Origin of the sequence: Streptomyces sp. NPDC048258, assembly GCF_043201995.1 — a bacterium.
In the GTDB taxonomy this organism is placed as follows: domain Bacteria; phylum Actinomycetota; class Actinomycetes; order Streptomycetales; family Streptomycetaceae; genus Streptomyces.
Genome location: NZ_JBICZH010000003.1, coordinates 639,186 through 658,152 on the forward strand (window position 1 = coordinate 639,186; position 18,967 = coordinate 658,152).

Annotated in this window: 17 protein-coding genes; 9 read left to right on the forward strand and 8 right to left on the reverse strand. The window is 72.6% G+C overall.

Going from position 1 to position 18,967, the window contains the following annotated elements; all coding sequences use genetic code 11:
* The first annotated feature begins 151 nt into the window (after positions 1-151).
* Complete coding sequence (locus ACGFYQ_RS10425) at positions 152-1,156, forward strand: Gfo/Idh/MocA family oxidoreductase (protein ID WP_393742021.1); 1,005 nt, start codon at positions 152-154, stop codon at positions 1,154-1,156.
* A 60-nt stretch (positions 1,157-1,216) separates the two neighbouring features.
* Here the strand turns inward: ACGFYQ_RS10425 and ACGFYQ_RS10430 are convergent, their stop codons facing one another.
* From ACGFYQ_RS10430 to allB, 5 genes are all read right to left on the reverse strand, one after another.
* Positions 1,217-2,404: a cytochrome P450 gene (locus tag ACGFYQ_RS10430; protein ID WP_393742023.1), complete on the reverse strand. Its 1,188-nt coding sequence runs from the start codon at positions 2,402-2,404 to the stop codon at positions 1,217-1,219.
* Positions 2,405-2,460: 56 nt separating this feature from the next.
* The gene (locus tag ACGFYQ_RS10435) at positions 2,461-3,372 is read right to left on the reverse strand and encodes a DMT family transporter (protein ID WP_393742025.1); all 912 of its coding nucleotides are present in this window, start codon (positions 3,370-3,372) and stop codon (positions 2,461-2,463) included.
* A 121-nt stretch (positions 3,373-3,493) separates the two neighbouring features.
* A complete protein-coding gene (locus tag ACGFYQ_RS10440) occupies positions 3,494-4,114 on the reverse strand; it encodes a dihydrofolate reductase family protein (protein WP_393742027.1) in 621 nt (206 codons plus the stop codon).
* Between the two features lie 368 nt (positions 4,115-4,482).
* A complete protein-coding gene (alc, locus tag ACGFYQ_RS10445) occupies positions 4,483-5,601 on the reverse strand; it encodes an allantoicase (RefSeq protein WP_393742029.1) in 1,119 nt (372 codons plus the stop codon).
* Positions 5,602-5,603: 2 nt separating this feature from the next.
* Positions 5,604-6,938: an allantoinase AllB gene (gene allB, locus ACGFYQ_RS10450; protein ID WP_393742149.1), complete on the reverse strand. Its 1,335-nt coding sequence runs from the start codon at positions 6,936-6,938 to the stop codon at positions 5,604-5,606.
* 337 nt (positions 6,939-7,275) lie between these two features.
* On the opposite strand from allB, the gene ACGFYQ_RS10455 reads away from it, so the two are divergent.
* A complete protein-coding gene (locus ACGFYQ_RS10455; protein WP_393742031.1) occupies positions 7,276-8,079 on the forward strand; it encodes an IclR family transcriptional regulator in 804 nt (267 codons plus the stop codon).
* 107 nt (positions 8,080-8,186) lie between these two features.
* On the opposite strand, the gene ACGFYQ_RS10460 is transcribed toward ACGFYQ_RS10455, so the two are convergent.
* Both ACGFYQ_RS10460 and ACGFYQ_RS10465 read right to left on the reverse strand, forming a co-directional pair.
* Positions 8,187-8,879, reverse strand: a complete 693-nt coding sequence (locus ACGFYQ_RS10460; protein WP_393742033.1) for an ABC transporter ATP-binding protein — start codon at positions 8,877-8,879, stop codon at positions 8,187-8,189.
* Entirely contained in the window at positions 8,876-9,964 is a 1,089-nt protein-coding gene (locus ACGFYQ_RS10465) for an ABC transporter permease (protein ID WP_393742035.1), read from the reverse strand. Before ACGFYQ_RS10465 ends, ACGFYQ_RS10460 begins: the two co-directional genes overlap by 4 nt.
* Positions 9,965-10,098: 134 nt before the next feature.
* On the opposite strand from ACGFYQ_RS10465, the gene ACGFYQ_RS10470 reads away from it, so the two are divergent.
* The 3 genes from ACGFYQ_RS10470 to ACGFYQ_RS10480 all read left to right on the forward strand — a co-directional run bounded on the left by ACGFYQ_RS10470 (position 10,099) and on the right by ACGFYQ_RS10480 (position 12,481).
* Complete coding sequence (locus tag ACGFYQ_RS10470; protein ID WP_393742037.1) at positions 10,099-11,298, forward strand: sensor histidine kinase; 1,200 nt, start codon at positions 10,099-10,101, stop codon at positions 11,296-11,298.
* The gene (locus tag ACGFYQ_RS10475; protein ID WP_393742039.1) at positions 11,298-11,927 is read left to right on the forward strand and encodes a response regulator; all 630 of its coding nucleotides are present in this window, start codon (positions 11,298-11,300) and stop codon (positions 11,925-11,927) included. Before ACGFYQ_RS10470 ends, ACGFYQ_RS10475 begins: the two co-directional genes overlap by 1 nt.
* A gap of 104 nt (positions 11,928-12,031) precedes the next feature.
* On the forward strand, positions 12,032-12,481 hold the full coding sequence (locus ACGFYQ_RS10480; RefSeq protein WP_393742041.1) for a hypothetical protein: 450 nt from the start codon (positions 12,032-12,034) through the stop codon (positions 12,479-12,481).
* Positions 12,482-12,489: 8 nt separating this feature from the next.
* On the opposite strand, the gene ACGFYQ_RS10485 is transcribed toward ACGFYQ_RS10480, so the two are convergent.
* On the reverse strand, positions 12,490-13,977 hold the full coding sequence (locus ACGFYQ_RS10485) for a PLP-dependent aminotransferase family protein (protein WP_393742043.1): 1,488 nt from the start codon (positions 13,975-13,977) through the stop codon (positions 12,490-12,492).
* Between the two features lie 243 nt (positions 13,978-14,220).
* Between ACGFYQ_RS10485 and ACGFYQ_RS10490 the strand changes: the two genes are divergently transcribed.
* The 4 genes from ACGFYQ_RS10490 (at position 14,221) to ACGFYQ_RS10505 (ending at position 18,822) form a co-directional block, all read left to right on the forward strand.
* Entirely contained in the window at positions 14,221-14,856 is a 636-nt protein-coding gene (locus ACGFYQ_RS10490) for an NTP transferase domain-containing protein (protein WP_393742045.1), read from the forward strand.
* 251 nt (positions 14,857-15,107) lie between these two features.
* Positions 15,108-16,727 carry a malate synthase A gene (gene aceB / locus ACGFYQ_RS10495; RefSeq protein ID WP_393742047.1) on the forward strand — a complete coding sequence of 540 codons (1,620 nt, stop codon included), beginning with the start codon at positions 15,108-15,110 and terminating at the stop codon, positions 16,725-16,727.
* A 266-nt stretch (positions 16,728-16,993) separates the two neighbouring features.
* Complete coding sequence (locus ACGFYQ_RS10500) at positions 16,994-18,184, forward strand: GDSL-type esterase/lipase family protein (RefSeq protein ID WP_393742049.1); 1,191 nt, start codon at positions 16,994-16,996, stop codon at positions 18,182-18,184.
* Positions 18,185-18,234: 50 nt separating this feature from the next.
* The gene (locus ACGFYQ_RS10505; protein ID WP_393742051.1) at positions 18,235-18,822 is read left to right on the forward strand and encodes a 3'-5' exoribonuclease domain-containing protein; all 588 of its coding nucleotides are present in this window, start codon (positions 18,235-18,237) and stop codon (positions 18,820-18,822) included.
* Positions 18,823-18,967: the final 145 nt, after the last annotated feature.

An 18,967-nucleotide genomic window follows, 5' to 3' on the forward strand; every position in this document is an offset into this window, starting at 1 on the left:
GTCGCCGCGCCCTTCCCTCGTCCGTCTCGTCCGTCATCATTCGGTCATTCCGGTTCCAGCCGCCCAGTATCCGCCACAGTGGACCATGAAGGGCCATCGGGGCATGCGCGGGCAGATTGACAGGTCCCCCGTACGGGGTCAGGTTGAGTGCATGCGCATCGGGCTCATCGGAACGGGCCGGATCGGCTCGTTCCACGCGGCGGCGCTGGCCCGCCAGGCGGACGCGGGCTCGCTCCTGCTCGCCGACGCCGACCCCGCGCGGGCGGCGCGCCTGGCCGACCGGCTGGGGGCCACCGCCGCGCCCTCCGTGGAGCAGGTCTTCACCTGGGGCGTGGACGCGGTGGTCGTGGCCTGCTCGACCGAGGGCCACGCCGAGCTGGTCGTACGGGCGGTACGCGGCGGCCTGCCGGTGTTCTGCGAGAAGCCGGTGGCCCCGGACCTGGCCCGCACCCTCGCCGCTCTGCGCGAGGTGAAAGCGGGTGGCGGCGTACTCCAGCTGGGCTTCATGCGCCGCTTCGACGCGGGCTACCGCACGGCCCGGGAGCTGGTCCGCTCGGGCGCCCTGGGGCGGCTGCACACCGTACGGACGATGACGGCCGATCCCGCTCCGCCCGCGGCCGCGTACCTGGCGACCTCGGGTGGCCTGTACCGCGACTGCCTGGTGCACGACTTCGACATGGTCCGCTGGGTGACCGGGCACGAGGTGACGGAGGTGTACGCGGCCGGGTCGGACGCGGGGCCGGCGCGGTTCCGGGAGACGGGTGACATCGACACGGCGGCGGCCGTGCTGACCCTGGACGACGGCACGCTCGTCACCTCGACCGGCAGCCGGATCAACGGCGCCGGCTACGACGTGCGGATGGAGCTGGCCGGGGAGCTGGACCAGGTGTCCGCCGGGCTGGACGACCGTACGCCGATCGCCTCCACCGAGCCGCACGGCCCGCCCCCGGCGAGCAAGCCGTGGACGGGCTTCCTGGAGCGCTTCGCCCCGGCGTACGAGGCGGAGCTGGCGGCCTTCGTACGCCTGGTGCGCGGCGAGGGCCCCAACCTCTGCGACGGCCGGGAGGCGCTCGCCGCGTTCCGGGTCGCGGAGGCGTGCGAGCTCTCGCGCCGGGAACGGCGCCGGGTCCGGCTGGAGGAGCTGCCGGATCTGTGAGCGGCTGCGGCTTCCACGGGTTCTGCGGCCTCCGCGGCTCCTGCGGCTTGTCATGTACGGCTACCAGCGCACCGGCAGCCGCTTCACTCCCCGGATCAGGGTGCCCGGGATCCACTCGCGCGGGCCGGCGTCCGGGTCCTCGGCCAGGTCGGGGAAACGTTCCAGCAGGGCACGGATCGCGATGCGCCCCTCCATGCGGGCCAGCGGGGCGCCGAGGCAGAAGTGGATGCCGTGGCCGAAAGCCATGTGGTTCTGGCCGGTGCGGCGGATATCGAAGACGTCGGGCCCGGTGAACCGGGCCGGGTCGCGGTCGGCGCCGGCCAGGGAGACCAGCACGGGCGAGCCGGCCTCGATGAGGGTGCCGCCGATCTCCAGGTCGGCGCGGGCGAAGCGGTAGGTGGCGCTCTCCAGCGGTCCGTCGTAGCGGAGCATCTCCTCCACCGCGCCGTCGATCAGCCCGTCCGGGTCGGCGCGCAGGGCCGCCAGCTGGTCGGGGTGCGCGAGCAGGGCCCGTACGCCGTTGCCGATCAGGTTCACGGTGGTCTCGTGCCCGGCGACCAGCAGCAGGAACGCCATGCCGATGAGCTCCTCCGGGGACAGCTGGTCGCCCTCCTCGTCCCGGGTCCGGATCAGCGCGCTGAGCAGGTCCTCGCCGGGGCGCTCCCGTTTGGCGTCGGTGAGCTCGGCGAGATAGCCGGACATGGCGCGCAGCGCGGCGGTCTCGGACTTGGTGCCGGTCGGCGCGACGATCTCGGTGGACCACTTCCGGAAGGAGCCGCGTTCGAGGTCGGGCACGCCGAGGAGTTCGCAGATGACGGTCATGGGCAGCGGTACGGCGAAGGACGCGATCAGATCGGCGCGGCGGCCGGGACGGGCCGCCATCGCGTCGAGCAGCTCGCCGGTGACCTGCTGGACGCGGGGGCGCAGGGCCTCGACCCGGCGCGAGGTGAACTCACGGGCCACCAGGCGGCGCAGCCGGGTGTGGTGGGGCGGGTCGGAGCGGAGCATGTTGGTGCTGAGGGTGGTGGTGGTGCGGTCGGCGTAGAGGCCGGCGGTCTGCCAGTTCTTCGACACGTCGGGGTGGGCGAGTGCCTGGCGGGCCTCGTCGTGGCCGACGATCAGCCAGACCTCCTCCCCGTCCGCCGTCTTGATGCGGTGGACGGGACCGCTCTCCCTCAACCGCGCGTAGTGCGGGTAGGGGTTCTCGTTGAAGTCGTCGGCGAGGTTGCTGATGTCCAGAACTGGCATGCAGGCCAGCGTAGGGCCGCTGTTCACCTCGGATGGGAGCGGTTTCGGACAATCGTTCAGCCGTCGGCGGCGCGGCGGCCCCACGCGGTGCCGGCGAGCACGAGGGCCGCGCCCGCGAGGCCGAGGGGGCCGAGGTGCTCGCCGCCGATGGCGATGCCGGCGGCGGCCGCCCACAGCGGCTCGGTGCCGAGCAGCAGGCTGACGCGGGAGGGCGAGGTACGGCGGACGGCCCACATCTGCACGAAGAAGGCGAACAGGGTGCAGAAGACGGAGAGGAAGACCAGCCCCGCCCACTCGGCGGCCCCGAAGCCCGCGGCCACGGCCCACGGGCTGTCCCCGGTCCCGGGCACGCCCGCGAGCAGGGCGAAGACGAGGACGGCGCCGCCGAGCTGGACGGTGGTCAGGGAGAGCGAGTCGGCGTCCTGGACGGCCTTGACGCGGGCCATCAGCAGGACGTGCAGGGTCCGGGCGAGGGCGGCGCAGAGCATGAGCAGGTCGCCGAGGCCGGGCGCGGTGAATCCCCCGCCCTGGGTCAGCAGGACCACTCCGGCGATGGAGACTCCGGCTGCGGCGAGGAAGCCGGCGGAGGGCGCCCGCCTCCTCACGGCGGCCTCGGCGAGCGGAGTGAAGATCATGGTCAGGCTGATGATCAGACCGGCGTTGGTGGCCGAGGTGTGGACGACCCCGTAGGTCTCCAGCAGGAAGATCCCGCCGAGTACGAGGCCCAGCACCCCGGCGCCGCGCAGCTGGGCGGGGGTCAGCGCGCGCAGCCGCCGCCGGCCGGCCACGGCCAGCACGGGCAGGACGAACCCGAAGCGGAGCACGAGTACGCCGATCACGGTCTGCGTGGTGGTGATGCCCTTGGCGGCGAGGTAGCTGCCGCCCCAGACGACGGCGACGGCCAGCACGGGCAGGTCGGCGAGCCAGGCCCGGCGGGGGGCGGCGAGTGCGGGCGAGATCACGGTCACGGGGGCGTCTCCAACGGCGGCGAGCGGGTGGAGACTTCGGCGGCTCGCACGGGTGCGGGCTCACCGTACCGGGACCGATCATGACCGGTCGACCCCTTTACGGGCCGGTGGCGGGCCCGGTTCACTCGTCCAGGAACGAGCCGAAGGTGGCGCGGCCCGTCGGCCGGTAGGTGTGGATGGAGATCCCGCTCGACGTCGTACGGGAGCTCGTCAGCTCGCAGGCCGTCGGCAGCCCGCCGGTCGGGAACAGCCGGCGCCCGCCGCCCAGGAACACCGGGAAGACGAGCAGGTTCAGCTCGTCCACGAGGTCCCGGGCCAGCAGCCACTGCGCGAGCTGCCCGCTGCCGTGCACCTGCAGCTCACCGTCGAGCGCGTCCTTGACCCGGACGATCTCGCTCTGCAGGTGCTCCCCGTCGAGCACGGTGGCCGGGCCCCAGGCGGGCTCCTTGAGCGTGGTCGAGGCCACGTACTTCGGCAGCCTGTTCAGGTTGCCCGCGACCGGGTCGGCGGGGTCGTCGTGCTGCGGCCAGTACGACGCGAAGATCTCGTACGTGCGCCGCCCGAGCAGGAACGCCCCGGTCCGGCCGAAGACCTCGGTGACGAACTCCCCCATGCCCTCGTCGGCGTACGGCACCACCCAGCCGCCGTACTCGAACCCGCCGCTGGTGTCCTCCTCCGGCCCGCCGGGGGCCTGCATCACGCCGTCGAGGGTCAGGAAGGTGGTGAGGGTCAGCTTGCCCATGGCTCTGCGCTCCTAGCTCGGTCGTCCGTACGCAGGTTCAGACTCCCCGGCCGCCGCGGACTCATCGGTGCGGCGCGCGAAAACTCCCTGTCCGATTCCCGCCGGCGCCATCTCACGGACTCCCATTTCATTGAACTCGCAACCATTCAGACGCGGCGGGCGCGGCATCACCGCGAACCTCGTGATACGCCGAAGGGGCGCACCGTTGACGGTGCGCCCCTTCGGGCGTGCGCCCGGGGGTGTCGGCCCCCGGGTGCGGGTTCACTCCTGGGGCTCAGCCCCGGACCCTCCCCCAGACTCCGTCCGGGGGGACCCCCACGCCTCAAGCTCCCCCGCACTCCGTGCGGGGGTCCCCAGGCGGGGCTCAATCAGCCGCCCAGTTCCTGGTGGCGGGCGGCGTGCGCGGCCGTGCCGGCCTCCGTCAGCGAGCCGTACAGGCGCAGGCGGGAGAAGCCGCCGTCCGGGAAGATGTCGATCCGGACGTGCGTGCCGACCGCCGGGGCGTCCAGCACGAAGCGGTGGTTGGTGTCGGGCTGCAGGCGGGTGCGCGGCAGGAACTCCGTCCACTCGCCCTCCTCGCCCGTCTTGACCGACAGGGAGGCCCAGCCGGCCGAGTTGCCCTTGAGGTACGCGGTGTCGATCTCGACGGCGCGGATCTCGGACTCGGCGACGAGCTGGTAGCGGATCCAGTCGTTGCCGTTGTCGCGGCGGCGGGCGGTCTCCCAGCCGTCGTCCATCTTGCGGGAGCGGCCCGGGTTGATGGTGTTGGTCGGCGGGGAGTAGAAGCGGTTGGACGCGTCCTGCACCGAGCCGCCGTTCTCCAGCGCGACGACGTCGAAGGTGCCCAGCGTGGCGAGCCACTTCGGGTCCTGTACGACCTCGCCGTACACGCGCAGGCGGGCGATGCCGCCGTCGGGGTGCTGGTTGACGCGCAGGTGCGTGAAGCGCTGCTCGGCGGTGACCTCGAAGCCGTTGGCCGCGTGGCCGCCGACCGGGGTGCGCGGGACCAGGGTGGTCCACTTGACGTCGTCGCCGAGGAGCTCCTCGGGGGTCGGCGCGAGGGCGCCTTCCCAGTTGGTGCCCTCGACGGAGACGGCCTGCGGCATGTTGCCGCGGAAGTGGGCGGTGTCGACGACGATGCCGCGGATCACGCCGGGGGCGCCGAGGCGGACCAGGGCGTAGTCGTGGTCCTCGGGGGTCGGCCAGGGCTGCGTGGCGGAGACGCCACGCCGGCGGCGGGTCTCCCAGCCGTCCATGATCTTGCCCTTGTGACCGAAGTGCTCGGGGTCGAAGTGCGCGGCCTCGGCGATGAGGAGGTTCTCGCGCTGGGCGAAGAACTCGTCGTTGGCGAAGGTGACACCGGCGCCCAGCTCACGGGCGGCGAGGTTCGCGTACTGGGTGAAGGGGAAGTCCGCGGTGCGGTAGTCCGCGTACGGGTCGCCGCCTCCGTACGGGTTCGCGTTGCCGGTGAAGGAAGGAATCGCCACTGTCAGTTCTGCCTTTCGAGGAGGAGGCCCGTAGGCTCGGTCGGGGTGCCGTGGTCGGCGATCTGCGTGCCGCGCAGCCAGGTGGACTTCACGACGCCGTGCAGGGTCTTGCCCGCGTACGCCGTGACCCGGTTGCGGTGGTGCAGTTCCGCGGGGTCCACGGTGAAGGTCTCTTCGGGTGCCAGGACGGCGAAGTCGGCGTCGCGGCCCACCTCGATCGCGCCCTTCTGCGTCAGGCCGGCGAGCGCGGCCGGGGCGGCGGACATCCAGCGGACGACGTCCTCCAGGGTGCGTCCGCGCCTGCGCGCCTCGGTCCAGATCGCCGGGAGTCCCAGCTGCAGCGAGGAGATGCCGCCCCACGCGGTGGCGAAGTCGCTGGTCTTCAGGTCCGCGGTGGAGGGCGAGTGGTCGGAGACGATGCAGTCGATGGTGCCGTCGGCGAGCGCGTCCCACAGGAGGTCCTGGTTGGCGGCCTCGCGGATGGGCGGGCAGCACTTGAACTCGCTGGCCCCGTCCGGGACTTCCTCGGCCGTGAGGGTGAGGTAGTGCGGGCAGGACTCGACGGTGATCTTGACGCCCTCGGCCTTGGCGGCGGCGATCAGCGGCAGCGCGTCGCTCGACGAGAGGTGCAGTACGTGGACCCGCGCGTTCAGCCGCTTCGCCTGGGCGATCAGATTCCCGATCGCGGTGTTCTCGGCGTCGCGCGGGCGGGAGGCGAGGAAGTCGGCGTACTTGGGGCCGGGGACGACCGGGGCCGCGTCCAGGTGGTGCGGGTCCTCGGCGTGCACGATCATCAGGCCGCCGAAGCCGGTGATCTCGGCGAGGGAGGCGGCGAGCTGCTCCTGGTCGAGCTCGGGGAACTCGTCGACGCCGGAGGGCGACAGGAAGCACTTGAAGCCGTAGACGCCGGCGTCGTGCAGCGGGCGCAGGTCCTTGACGTTGTCCGGCAGGGCGCCGCCCCAGAAGCCGATGTCCACGTGCGCCTTGGCGCGGGCGACCTCCTGCTTGACGCGCAGGTTGGCGGCCGTGGTGGTCGGCGGCAGGGAGTTCAGCGGCATGTCGAGGATCGTGGTGATGCCGCCGGCCGCGGCGGCCCGGGTGGCCGTCCAGAAGCCTTCCCACTCGGTGCGGCCCGGGTCGTTCACGTGGACGTGGGTGTCGACCAGGCCGGGGAGCAGGACGTCGTCGCCGAAGTCCTCCAGCCGGGCTCCGGCCGGTACCTCGGCCTCGTACGCCAGCACGGCCGTGATCTTCCCGGCGGCGACGGCCACCGAAGCGGCGCGCGTCCCCTCGGGGGTGATGACGCGCGTCGAGCGCAGTACCAGTTCCACAGCCACGTCGGCCACCGGAACCTCCCCATCTACTTCCACAGAGCGAAATTCAACGTTCTGTTGACGGAGTCTTCACGGCGATCCGGGGCCAGTCAAGAGCGCCCGGACGGACCACTGACACACCTGGACCGCAATTGGATGTTTCCACAGGATGGAATTAAGATTTCGCCATACAGAATGCATCTACCACCACCGGGGGTTGGGAGGGTAACTTCCCGAGGACGTCCGCCACCCGGACAAAACCGCCTCTGACCGGCGGGGACGGCATCGCCCCTGCTCTAGGGCCGACGCCGACCGACCGGTAGGCTGATTCCTTGCCTGCCAGCACCGAAAGGACCGCGCCGTGCCGACGTCCAGCGCCAGCACCACCGACGCTTCCGCCAAGCCCACCGCCGCCAGCGGTGGCGTCCAGTCCCTTGAGCGCGCCTTCGATCTGCTCGAACGCATGGCCGACGCCGGGGGCGAAGTCGGCCTCAGCGAGCTCTCCGCCGCCAGCGGTCTGCCGCTGCCGACCATCCACCGCCTCATGCGCACCCTCGTGGCATGCGGCTACGTACGCCAGCAGCCCAACCGACGTTACTCCCTCGGCCCTCGGCTGATCCGCCTCGGCGAGTCCGCGTCGCGGCTCCTGGGCACCTGGGCCCGCCCCTACCTCGCCCGCCTGGTCGAGGAGACCGGGGAGACGGCGAACATGGCCCTGCTCGACGGGGACGAGATCGTCTACGTCGCCCAGGTGCCGTCCAAGCACTCCATGCGCATGTTCACCGAGGTCGGCCGCCGGGTGCTCCCGCACTCCACCGGTGTGGGCAAGGCGCTCCTCGCCCACACCCCCGCCGACGAGGTCCGGGCCCTGCTGGCCCGCACCGGGATGCCGGCCGCGACCGAGAAGACCATCACCACGCCCGAGGGCTTCCTCGACGCGCTGGAGCAGGTCCGCAAGGTGGGCTACGCGGTCGACGACAACGAGCAGGAGATAGGAGTCCGCTGCCTCGCCGTGTCGGTGCCGAACTCGCCGACCGCCGCCGCGATCTCCATCTCGGGCCCGGCGGGCCGGGTGACCGAGGCGGTGGCCGAGTCCTTCGTACCGATCCTGCAGGGCGTCGCCGCCGAGCTGTCGGTGGCCCTCTCCAACCAGAGCCCCGCCTAGCACCAGCCCAGCCCTGGCAGGCAGCCGTACGAGGCTCCGGCGCCCCTCGCTTCGAGGGGCGCCGGAGCCGTTTCGTACACCGTTCGGGACGCTCGTCGCGACGCCGTTCAGGACGCCGGGACAGGATCCGGGCTCTGCATCAGGCGGCCGTCGGCCATCGTCGCCGTACGGTCCATCCGGTCCAGGTGGGCGTGGTCGTGGGTGACCAGCACGGTGGCCGTCGAGCGCTCGCGGGTCAGGGTGACCAGCAGGTCGAGCACGGCCGCGCCGCGCTCGTGGTCGAGGGCGCTGGTCGGCTCGTCGACCAGCAGGACGGCGGGCTCGTTCATCAGGGCGCGGGCGATGTTGATCCGCTGGCGCTGGCCCCCGGAGAGCTGGTGGGGGCGCTTGTCGGCCTTGTCCGCCAGACCCACCGCGTCCAGCAGCTCCAGCGCGCGCCGGCGCAGCGCCCGCGAGGGGCGGCCCGAGAGGTGCGCCATGACCTGGAGCTGCTCGGCGGCGGTCAGCGAGGCCAGCAGGTTCGGCTGCTGGAAGACGATGCCGATCTTCTCCCGGCGCAGGGCCGACTTCTCGGCCGCGCTCAGCGCCGCGGTGTCCTGGCCCGCGACCACGACCCGGCCGGAGTCCGGGGTGACCAGCGTGGCGGCCACCGCGAGCAGGCTGGACTTGCCGGAGCCGGAGGGGCCGATGACGGCCGTCAGGCTGCCGGCGGGCACCTCCAGGCCGACCGAGTCGAGGGCGGTGAGCCTGCTCTCGCCGTCGGGGTAGGTGAGGGTGACGTCGTGGACGAGCAGGGTCATCGGGCGCTCCCGAGGGCGGTCAGCGGGTCGACGGCGGTGATCCGCCGGATGGACAGGGCCGCGCCCAGCGCGCCGAGCACGATCATGACGGCGGCCGGGACGAGCACGGTGGCGGCGTCGAGCACGAAGGGCACGTTCCCCCCGCTGATCAGCGCGCCGAAACCGGCGGCGAGCGCCGTGCCCAGCCCGGTGCCGATCGCCAGCATGACCACGGCCTGGCCGAGGGCGTCCTTGAGCAGGTACGGGGTCGAGGCACCCAGTGCCTTGAGGACGGCGACGTCCCCGCTGCGCTGGATGGTCCACACCGTGAAGAAGGCGCCTATCACCAGGGCCGAGATGACGAAGAGGAAGCCGCGCATCAGCTGGAGCGAGCCGTTCTCGGCCTGGTAGGAGCCTATGGCGCCCAGGGCCTCGTCCACGGTCCGGGCCTCGGTGCCGGCGGCCTCGTCGCCGGCGGCGAGGCCGGCGGAGCCGGTGGTGTCGAGGGCGACGACGGTGGCGAGGGTGTCCATGGAGGTACCGGGGTTGCCGATGCGCTGCCAGTCGTTCAGGTCCATCCAGACGACCGGGGTGTGGCTGTAGGCGTCGGTGCCGGAGACCGCGGCGACGGACAGTTCGAGCGGGCCGATCGTGAGCTCGGCGCCCGCGGTGAGGCCGCCCAGCTCCTTCGCGGCCTTCTCGGTGAGGACCACCCGGCCCTGGGCGAGGCCGCCGCCGCGCGGGCCGAGCTTCCCCGAGGGCTCCACGCCGAAGACCGACACCGCCGCGGTGCGCGAACCCGAGGCGGCGTTGGTGGTGCGGATGCCGAGCGGCTCCGCCGACGTCACCCCGGGCTGCCCCCGCCAGGCCTGCCAGGCCTTCTCCCGCACCTGGGAGTTGGTGAAGGACACCTTCTGGTCACCGGCGGGCGCCGCGAAGGCCAGATGGGTGGCGGGCAGCCCGGTGACGGCCGAGATGTTCTCCCGGGCCAGGCCGGAGGTGAGCCCGGACAGCAGGCCGACCAGCAGCGTGATCAGCAGTACGACCGAGCCCATGAGGGCGAACCGGCCCTTCGCGAACCGTAGATCTCTCCATGCGACGAACATGTCCCCCACCTTGGTCGTCCGCGTGGACACAAGGCATCGCGCCACGGTAGCGATCCTCGTATCGAAGGACGCATCCGGACATCAAACTTTTGGTTGACCGGGGGCGGTCCGGGCCCACTTACGCTGGTCAGGCCATGGCTGCTCTGAATCCTCCCGTTCCTCCCGCCTCCCGCCCCCTCACCCCCGTGTCGAAAGTGCTGCGGCTGTGCCTGCACGCGCTGCTCCTCGGGCTGCTCGCGCTGGCCGCCGGACGGGCCGTCGCCGACTCCGCGCCCCGGGCAGGCTGGGTCGTCGCCGTCTGCGCGGCCCTGGCGGCCGTGTACGCGGGCGGCGTACGGGCCCCCGCCGTGCACGCGTCACCGCGCGCCGGGGCGGTGTGGCTGGCCGTGCTGGGCGCGGCCTGGGCGGCGCTGCTGGCGGTCTCCCCCGACGGGCTGTGGATCGCCTTCCCGCTGTACTTCCTGGAGCTGCACCTGCTGCGGCTGCGCTGGGGGGTCGCGGCCGTCGCGGTGACCGCCTGCGCGGCCATCGGCGGCTTCCTCGCGCACAGCAGCGCGGTGACGCCCGGGGCCTTCCTCGGGCCGCTGCTGGGCGGAGCCGTGGCGGTGGCGACCGTACTGGGCTACCAGGCGCTGTACCGCGAGAGCGAGCGCCGCCGCGAGCTGATCGAGGAGCTCATCACGACCCGCGCGGAGCTGGCCGCGGCCGAGCGCGGCGCGGGGATCCTGGCCGAACGGGAGCGGCTCGCCCGGGAGATCCACGACACCCTGGCCCAGGGTCTGTCCTCGATCCAGCTGCTGCTGCGGGCCGCCGAGCGGTCGCTTCCCGTGGGCTCGGCGGCCGCGGCGCACATAGCGCGGGCGCGGGAGGCCGCCCAGGAGAACCTCGCCGAGGCGCGTCGCTTCGTACGGGCCCTCACGCCGCCGGATCTGGAGCACGGGTCGCTCGCCGCCGCGCTGGAACGGCTGTGCTCGGGGGCGCCGGGGCCGCGCGTGCGGTTCTCGCTGAGCGGCAGGCCGCGGGTGCTGCCCACTCCGTACGAGGTGGCCCTGCTGCGGATCGCGCAGTCGGCGCTGGCCAATGTGGTGCGCCACGCGCGGGCCGGGCGGGCCGAGATCACGCTCACCTTCATGGACGCCTCGGTCACCCTCGACATCGTGGACGACGGGCAGGGCTTCGACCTCTCCTCCGCCCCGTCGGGCGAGGGCGGCTTCGGCCTGCCCGCGATGCGCTCGCGCGCCGAGACGCTGGGCGGGCTCTTCACCGTGGAGTCCGGCTACGGCCAGGGCACCGCCGTGGCCGTCACCCTGCCGCTGCCCCTGGAGGCCTCCTGATGACCGTCCGGCTGCTGCTCGCGGACGACCACCCCGTGGTCCGGGCCGGACTGCGCGCGGTCCTGGACACCGAACCGGACTTCGCTGTGGTCGCCGAGGCGGCGACCGCCGAGCGGGCGGTGGAACTGGCGGCCACCGAGCCGGTGGACGTGGTCCTGATGGACCTCCAGTTCGGGTCCGGAATGCACGGCTCCGAGGCGACGGCCCTGATCACGGCCCGGCAGGGCGCGCCCCGGGTGCTGGTGCTGACCACGTACGACACGGACGCGGACATCCTCGCGGCGGTGGAGGCGGGCGCCTCGGGCTACCTGCTGAAGGACGCCCCGCCGGAGGAACTGGCCGCGGCGGTACGGACGGCCGCGGCGGGCCAGTCGGCGCTGGCCCCGGCGGTGGCGCTGCGCCTGATGGACCGGATGCGGACCCCGGCGGAGGCACTGACGAAGCGGGAGCTGGAGGTGCTCCAGCTGGTCGCGGACGGACTGTCGAACCAGCAGATCTCCAAGCGGCTCTTCCTCAGCCAGGCCACGGTCAAGTCCCACCTGGTGCACGTCTACGCGAAGCTCGGCGTCGACTCCCGCACCTCCGCGGTCGCGGCCGCCGCCACCCGCCGCCTGATCCGCACGCCGTAGGGGGCCGGCCCCAGGGCGGATACACCGGGCCGCAGGCGGGTGCGCGGCCCGGCCCGGCGGGAGCATCGGGGTGTCGAGCACCCCGACCGCAGAGCGAGCCCCCGATGTACACCGCCGCCGTACCCCGCCAGGTCACGCCCCCCGCCGAGGTCCGTACCGCCTTCGCGCTCTGGCTCACGGCGGTGGCCGCCGGAGCGTTCGAGACCGCGCTCATGCTCGGCCGGGTCCCGGCCGACGAGATCGGCGGCGGCCTCGTGGTCCGCCTCACCGTGTTCACCGCGGCCGTCCTGGTCGCCTTCCGCATGCGCGCGGGTGCGCGCTGGGCGCGGATCACCCTGGCCGTCGGCCTCGGCGTCCTCGGTACCGCCTCGCTGGTCGTGGAGCCCCTGCGGTACCTCCTCGACGGCGGTTCGCTCGCCGGCGCCCTGTCGCACGCGGACACCCTCGACCAGGTCTTCGTCGCGAGCCGGACGGTCCACCTGGCGGCCGTCCTGACGGCGGTGGCCCTGATGTTCCGCCCGGCGGCGAACGCGTACTTCCGCCGACGGCCGTAGCGCCGGGGCTATGCCACCCAGTACGGCCGTTCCACCGCCGGGGTCAGCGGGACGCCGTCGTGGAAGGCCTGCGCCAGGAGCCGTACGCCCTCGTCCAGGCGGTCGGCGGGCAGCGTGTACGGGATCCGGAGCCGGTGTTCGAAGGTCCCCGGGTCCACCCCGAAGCGGGCGCCGCGCCCGATGTGCACACCGGCGGCCGCGGCCCGCTCCCCCAGGGCGGAGCTGACCGGCTCGCCCAGGTCGACCCAGAGCGAGAGCCCGCCGGGCGGCAGCTGCCAGGACCATTCCGGGGTGTACCGCTGGAGGGCCCGCACCAGGGCCTCCCGCTGGAGCCGCAGCTGTGCGAGGCGCGCGGGCAGGGCCCGGTCCAGGCCCTCCATCAGGGGGAGCGCGACCAGCTGGTCGAGTACCGAGCCGGTCATGTCGGCGGAGACCCGTACGGCCGTCAGCTCAGTGATCATCTTCGCGGTGGCCCGGATCCAGCCCACCCGCAGGCCGCCCCAGTGCGTCTTGCTGAGCGAGCCGATGGTGATCACGTGGTCGGCACCGCCGCGCGGGGCGAGCGAGGCCAGGGGCGCGGGCGCGGGCACGTCCAGCGCGATGTCGGAGATCGTCTCGTCCACCACCAGCCAGGTCCCGGTGGCGCGGGTGGCCGCGAGCAGCCGCAGCCGCTGCTCCGGCGGCATCAGCGCGCCCGTCGGGTTGTGGAAGTCGGGGATCACGTACGCCAGCCTCGGCACCAGCTGCCGCAGCGTGGACTCGGCTATCTCCATGTCCCAGCCGGCGTCGGAGACGGCGATGGACCCGGTGCGCAGCCGCGCGTGGCGCAGGGCGTCGAGGGCGTTGGCGTACGTCGGGTTCTCGGTGACGACCCGGTCCCCGGCCCGGCAGAGCAGGCTGACGACCAGCGCGAAGGCCTGCTGGGCACCGGCCGTGACCAGGATCTGTTCGGGGCGGGTGGGCAGCCCGCGGCGGGTGAACCGCTCGGCGATCGCCGTCCGCAGGTCGGGCATGCCGAAGGGGTGGTAGCCGGGCGAGCGGGCGAGCCCCGGCAGCCGGGGCGCGGCCCAGGCGAGGGCCTCGGCGAGGCTGCCGTCCGGGGCGCCCATGGCGGCGATGGCGAGATCGATGCCGGTGTCCCCGTCGGCGCTGTAGCCGCCCGCGCCGACGATCGTGTGCGCGCCGACCGGCCGATGGCCGTCGGGGAGTTCGGTCCAGGTGCCGGAGCCGCGGCGGCTGCGGACGTAGCCGCTCTCGCGCAGCAGGTCGTAGGCGCCGGTGACGGTGGCCCGGCTGGCGCCGACCGCCTCGGCGAGTTCGCGCTCGGCGGGCAGCCGTACGTGCAGGGCGACGCGGCCGTCGAGGATCAGCGTGCGCACGGCGTCGGCGAGCGCGCGGTAGCCGGGGCGGGCCAGCACCTCGGCGGGGAGCAGGGCCGCGAGCTGGCGGCTGCCGATGGTTCTGTCCGCTGTGTGGACCACTCGCCCGTTTGCCATGCCAACCTCCCCTGATTGGCTCTGACGGCCAGGCCAATCGGGGACCAGACTCGCCGTATTGGCCCCCGATTGGCAAGGAGCTTCCGCGATGCTGACCGACCGTGACGAACGAGCCCTGCTGGCTGCCGCCGAGAGCCGGATCTCCCGGCCGTTGCGGATCGGGGCCGCGCTGGCCGCCGTGGGCGGCGCCCTGACCCGTGGAAGGCGGCCGGGCGCGCCGACCCAGGAGCGAGAATCGGTGGCATGTCATCCCACGCGGACCACACCGACCACACCACCGGCCAGACCGCTTCACCGGTGATCGCGGGCCTCCTCCTGGCGGCCGGCGGCGGACGCCGGCTCGGCGGCCGGCCCAAGGCCCTGCTCCCCTACCGCGGCCGCCCGCTGGTCGAGAACGCCGTACGGGTGCTGCGCGAAGCGGGCTGCGGCCCGGTGCACGTGGTGCTCGGCGCCTCGGCGTCGGAGGTCCGCGAGCGCGCGGACCTGGCCGGCTGCGTGGTCGTGGTCAACCCCGACTGGGCGGAGGGCATGGGCTCGTCCCTGCGGGTCGGCCTCGCCTCCCTGGCCGGTACGGGCGCCCGCGCGGCTCTGGTCTCCCTGGTGGACCAGCCGGGCATCGGAGCCGCGGCCGTGGCCCGGGTGCGGGAGGCCTACCGCTCCCCGGCGAGTCTGGTGGCGGCGGCCTACGACGGGGAACGCGGCCACCCGGTGCTGTTCGGCGCGGACCGGTGGGCGGACATCGCGGCGACGGCGACGGGCGACAAGGGCGCGCGGGTGCACCTCACGCGCCACGCCGACGAGCTCATGCTGGTGGAGTGCGCGGACATCGCGGAGGCCTACGACATCGACACCCCGCCCGACCTGGCCCGGCTGCTCTGAGCACGGCGTAACGGCAGTGGCACTGAGGGCCACCGAGAACCGGAATCTGTCGACTCGGAGAATCTCGACATCAACAAACCATTGAACTTCCACCATGAGGAAATTACTATCCACTGGTCAGAAGCGCCCTGAATCCCAGACGGCGCCCGCGACCGTATACCGGAACTCTCCACACCCGACGGCACTGCGTGCCGTCTCGCGCGAGCATTCCCCCGCGGCCGCAAGGCACCGCCGCTGAAGGAGTGACAGTTATGTCCGCACCAGCGCCGTCCCCGCTGGCCATCGTCGCAGCCGAGCCCCTGCCCCGGCAGGACGAAGTCCTCACCGAAGCGGCCCTCGCCTTCGTGGCCGAGCTGCACCGGCGGTTCGCCCCCCGCCGGGCGGAGCTCCTCGCCCGTCGCGGCGAGCGCCGCGCCGAGATCGCCCGGACCTCCACCCTCGACTTCCTCCCGGACACCGCACAGGTCCGCGAGGGAGACTGGAAGGTGGCTCCGGCACCGGCCGCGCTGAACGACCGCCGTGTGGAGATCACCGGTCCGACGGACCGCAAGATGACCATCAACGCCCTGAACTCGGGCGCCAAGGTCTGGCTCGCCGACTTCGAGGACGCCTCCGCTCCCACCTGGGAGAACGTCGTCCTTGGCCAGCTCAACCTCATCGACGCCTACGAGCGCCGCATCGACTTCACCGACACGCGCACGGGCAAGTCGTACGCCCTCAAGGCCGCCGACCAGCTCGCCACCGTCGTGATGCGGCCGCGCGGCTGGCACCTGGAGGAGCGCCACCTGCAGTTCGAGGGCGGCCCGGCCTCCGGCTCGCTCGTGGACTTCGGCCTGTACTTCTTCCACAACGCGAAGCGCCTGATCGACCTCGGCAAGGGCCCGTACTTCTACCTGCCGAAGACGGAGTCGCACCTGGAGGCGCGCCTCTGGAACGACATCTTCGTCTTCGCCCAGGACTACGTCGGCATCCCGCAGGGCACCGTCCGCGCGACGGTCCTCATCGAGACGATCACCGCCGCGTACGAGATGGAGGAGATCCTCTACGAGCTGCGCGACCACGCGGCCGGCCTGAACGCGGGCCGCTGGGACTACCTCTTCTCCATCGTGAAGAACTTCCGTGACGGCGGCGAGAAGTTCGTCCTGCCGGACCGCAACGCGGTGACGATGACGGCGCCCTTCATGCGGGCGTACACCGAACTCCTCGTCCGCACCTGCCACAAGCGCGGCGCGCACGCGATCGGCGGCATGGCGGCCTTCATCCCGTCCCGCAAGGACGCCGAGGTCAACAAGGTCGCGTTCGAGAAGGTCAAGGCCGACAAGGACCGCGAGGCCGGCGACGGTTTCGACGGCTCCTGGGTCGCCCACCCCGACCTGGTCCCGATCGCGATGGCCTCCTTCGACGCGGTGCTCGGCGACAAGCCGAACCAGAAGGACCGCCTGCGCGAGGACGTCTCGGTGGCCCCGGGCGAGCTCATCGCGATCGACTCGCTGGACGCGAAGCCCACGTACGAGGGCCTGCGCAACGCGGTCCAGGTCGGCATCCGCTACATCGAGGCCTGGCTGCGCGGCCTGGGCGCCGTCGGCATCTTCGGCCTGATGGAGGACGCGGCCACCGCCGAGATCTCGCGCTCGCAGATCTGGCAGTGGATCAACGCCGGCGTCGTCTTCGAGAACGGACTGACGGCGACGGCCGAACTGACCCGCGAGATCGCGGCGGACGAACTGGCCGCCATCCGCGCCGAGGTCGGCGAGGAGGCGTTCGCTGCCGGAAAGTGGCAGCAGGCCCACGACCTCCTCCTCCAGGTCTCCCTGGACGCGGACTACGCGGACTTCCTCACCCTCCCCGCGTACGACCAGCTGCTCGGCTGATACCCGCTTCCGGCTGAAACGCACAGCAGTCGGACATCCCCGGCTCCGCCCCCGCCGCCGCCAGGCAGCGGGGGCGGAGCCGTTTTCCGGGCATCGAGCCGAACGACCGATCGGTTGTTACTTGTTCGTAACTTGCCTGTACCTAGCGGTAACAAGTGGGGCCGTGTCACCTTTCCGATGCCACCGGCCGGCGGTACCCCCACTTTTCCAGCCATGCACCGGAGTTGTTCCTGGGCTTCGGCATGGCCTACCGCAGGAGTTCCGCAGTGATCGGATTCCGCAACGTCAGCAAGGACCGGAACCGCCGTCGCGTGCGACGACTGGCTGGGGTCGGGATGGTCCTGCCGCTCGCCGTCAGCGCGCTGGTGGCCGGTGGGGCCGGGACCTCGGCGGCCAGTACCGGGAGCGGGCCCACCGCCGTGGTGTCCATGGGCGACAGTTACATATCCGGCGAGGCCGGGCGCTGGAAGGGCAACAGCCTGACCAACAGCGGAAACCGGAACGGGACCGACCGCGGCTGGGTCACCGGCAGCACCTACGATCCCGGCAAGGTCTACGGGACGACGGCGGGCGGGTGCCACCGCTCCGACTCCGCCGAGGTGCGCAGCGCCGGGGCGATCGCCGCCGTCGCCGTGAACCTGGCCTGTTCCGGGGCCACTTCCGAGAACGTGTTCCGCGCCTCCAACGGCGGGGTGGCCTTCAAGGGCGAGGCCCCGCAGGCCGATCAGCTCGCCGCCGTGGCCGCGAGCCACGACGTCAAGGTCATCGCGCTGTCCGTCGGCGGGAACGACCTCGGCTTCGCCGGCATCATCAAGGACTGCGCGTACGACTTCATCCTCTGGAACTCGTACTGCTACGACGACCAGCAGTACGGCGTGGACCAGAAGATCGACCAGGTCATGGCGAACGTCGGGAAGTCCGTGGACGAGGTGCGAGCCGTGATGCGCGGGGCCGGGTACGCCGACTCCTCCTACCGGATCGTGCTGCAGTCCTACCCGTCGCCGATCCCCCGCGGGGCCGAGAACCGGTACACGCAGAGCGACTGGAGCCGCCTCAACACCGGCGGCTGCCCCTTCTGGAACCGGGACTCGGACTGGGCGCGTGACTCGCTCGTCCCGCAGATCGCGGGCCGCATCAAGGGCGTCGCCGCCGCCAAGGGCGTGCAGTTCCTGGACCTGCGGGACATGCTCCAGGGCCGCGAGGTGTGCGCCAAGGCCAGCAAGCAGGTGAGCTCCACGGTCCCCGCCTCGGCGACGACCAGCGAGTGGGCGCGCTGGATCGACAACAACGAGTCGCAGGGCCTGATCCAGGAGTCCATGCACCCGAACTACTTCGGACAGCTGGCCGTGGGGCGCTGCCTGGCCCTCGCCGTGGCCCAGCCCGCGACCTCCGGCGTCAGCTGCAAGAACACCGCCGGGGCCGATCAGAGCGGGATGTACCTGACCACCGCGCCGTAACGGCGAAAAACCGGATGATCGAATGGGTCCGGGCTGCCATGCTCTCGGGCATGGCAGCCCGTACCGCACGACCCAGTCTCTACATCTCCGTCGACATCGAGGCCGACGGGCCCATTCCCGGGCCGTACTCGATGATCAGTTTCGGGGCCGCGGTCGCCGGGCGGCAGGACGGCGGTTCGTATACCGCCGCGAATCCCGAAGAGCTCACCTTCTACCGCGAGTTGCGGCCGATCAGCGACGCGTTCGTACCCGAGGCCCTCGCCGTGAGCGGGCTGGACCGGGACCGGCTGGCCCGCGAGGGCGCCGATCCGGACACGGCCATGGCGGAGTTCCGTACGTGGGTGCGCGAGGTCTCCGCCGGCGCGCAGCCCGTGATGTGCGGCTATCCGGCCTCCTTCGACTGGACCTTCCTGTACTGGTACTTGATGCGGTTCGGCGGCGACAGCCCCTTCGGCCATTCCGGGTGCCTGGACATGAAGACCCTCTACGCGACGAAGGCGCGCGTACCACTGCGGGCCGCCGTCAAGGGGCGGATGCCGAAGCAGCTGCTCTCCCGCCGCCGGCACACCCACCACGCGCTGGACGACGCGATCGAGCAGGCCGAGTTGATGAGCAACCTGATGCTCTGGCAGCCCTGACCACGCATGCGGCGGTGGGGGGGGGCCCCCCCCCCCCGGGGGGGGGGGCCCCCCCCCCCCCGCCCCGCGCGGGGGGGGGGGCCCCCGCCGGGGGGGGGGGGGGCCCCCCCCCCCGGCCCCCCCCCGGGGGGGGGGGCCCGGGGCG

Bases quoted from the DNA above. Each gene is read 5' to 3' on its own strand.
- ACGFYQ_RS10425 (WP_393742021.1), top strand. From the start codon at position 152: ATGCGCATCGGGCTCATCGGAACGGGCCGGATCGGCTCGTTCCACGCG.
- ACGFYQ_RS10430 (WP_393742023.1), bottom strand. From the start codon at position 2,404: ATGCCAGTTCTGGACATCAGCAACCTCGCCGACGACTTCAACGAGAAC.
- ACGFYQ_RS10440 (WP_393742027.1), bottom strand. From the start codon at position 4,114: ATGGGCAAGCTGACCCTCACCACCTTCCTGACCCTCGACGGCGTGATG.
- ACGFYQ_RS10460 (WP_393742033.1), bottom strand. From the start codon at position 8,879: ATGACCCTGCTCGTCCACGACGTCACCCTCACCTACCCCGACGGCGAG.
- ACGFYQ_RS10465 (WP_393742035.1), bottom strand. From the start codon at position 9,964: ATGTTCGTCGCATGGAGAGATCTACGGTTCGCGAAGGGCCGGTTCGCC.
- ACGFYQ_RS10470 (WP_393742037.1), top strand. From the start codon at position 10,099: ATGGCTGCTCTGAATCCTCCCGTTCCTCCCGCCTCCCGCCCCCTCACC.
- ACGFYQ_RS10475 (WP_393742039.1), top strand. From the start codon at position 11,298: ATGACCGTCCGGCTGCTGCTCGCGGACGACCACCCCGTGGTCCGGGCC.
- ACGFYQ_RS10480 (WP_393742041.1), top strand. From the start codon at position 12,032: ATGTACACCGCCGCCGTACCCCGCCAGGTCACGCCCCCCGCCGAGGTC.
- ACGFYQ_RS10485 (WP_393742043.1), bottom strand. From the start codon at position 13,977: ATGGCAAACGGGCGAGTGGTCCACACAGCGGACAGAACCATCGGCAGC.
- ACGFYQ_RS10490 (WP_393742045.1), top strand. From the start codon at position 14,221: ATGTCATCCCACGCGGACCACACCGACCACACCACCGGCCAGACCGCT.
- aceB (WP_393742047.1), top strand. From the start codon at position 15,108: ATGTCCGCACCAGCGCCGTCCCCGCTGGCCATCGTCGCAGCCGAGCCC.
- ACGFYQ_RS10505 (WP_393742051.1), top strand. From the start codon at position 18,235: ATGGCAGCCCGTACCGCACGACCCAGTCTCTACATCTCCGTCGACATC.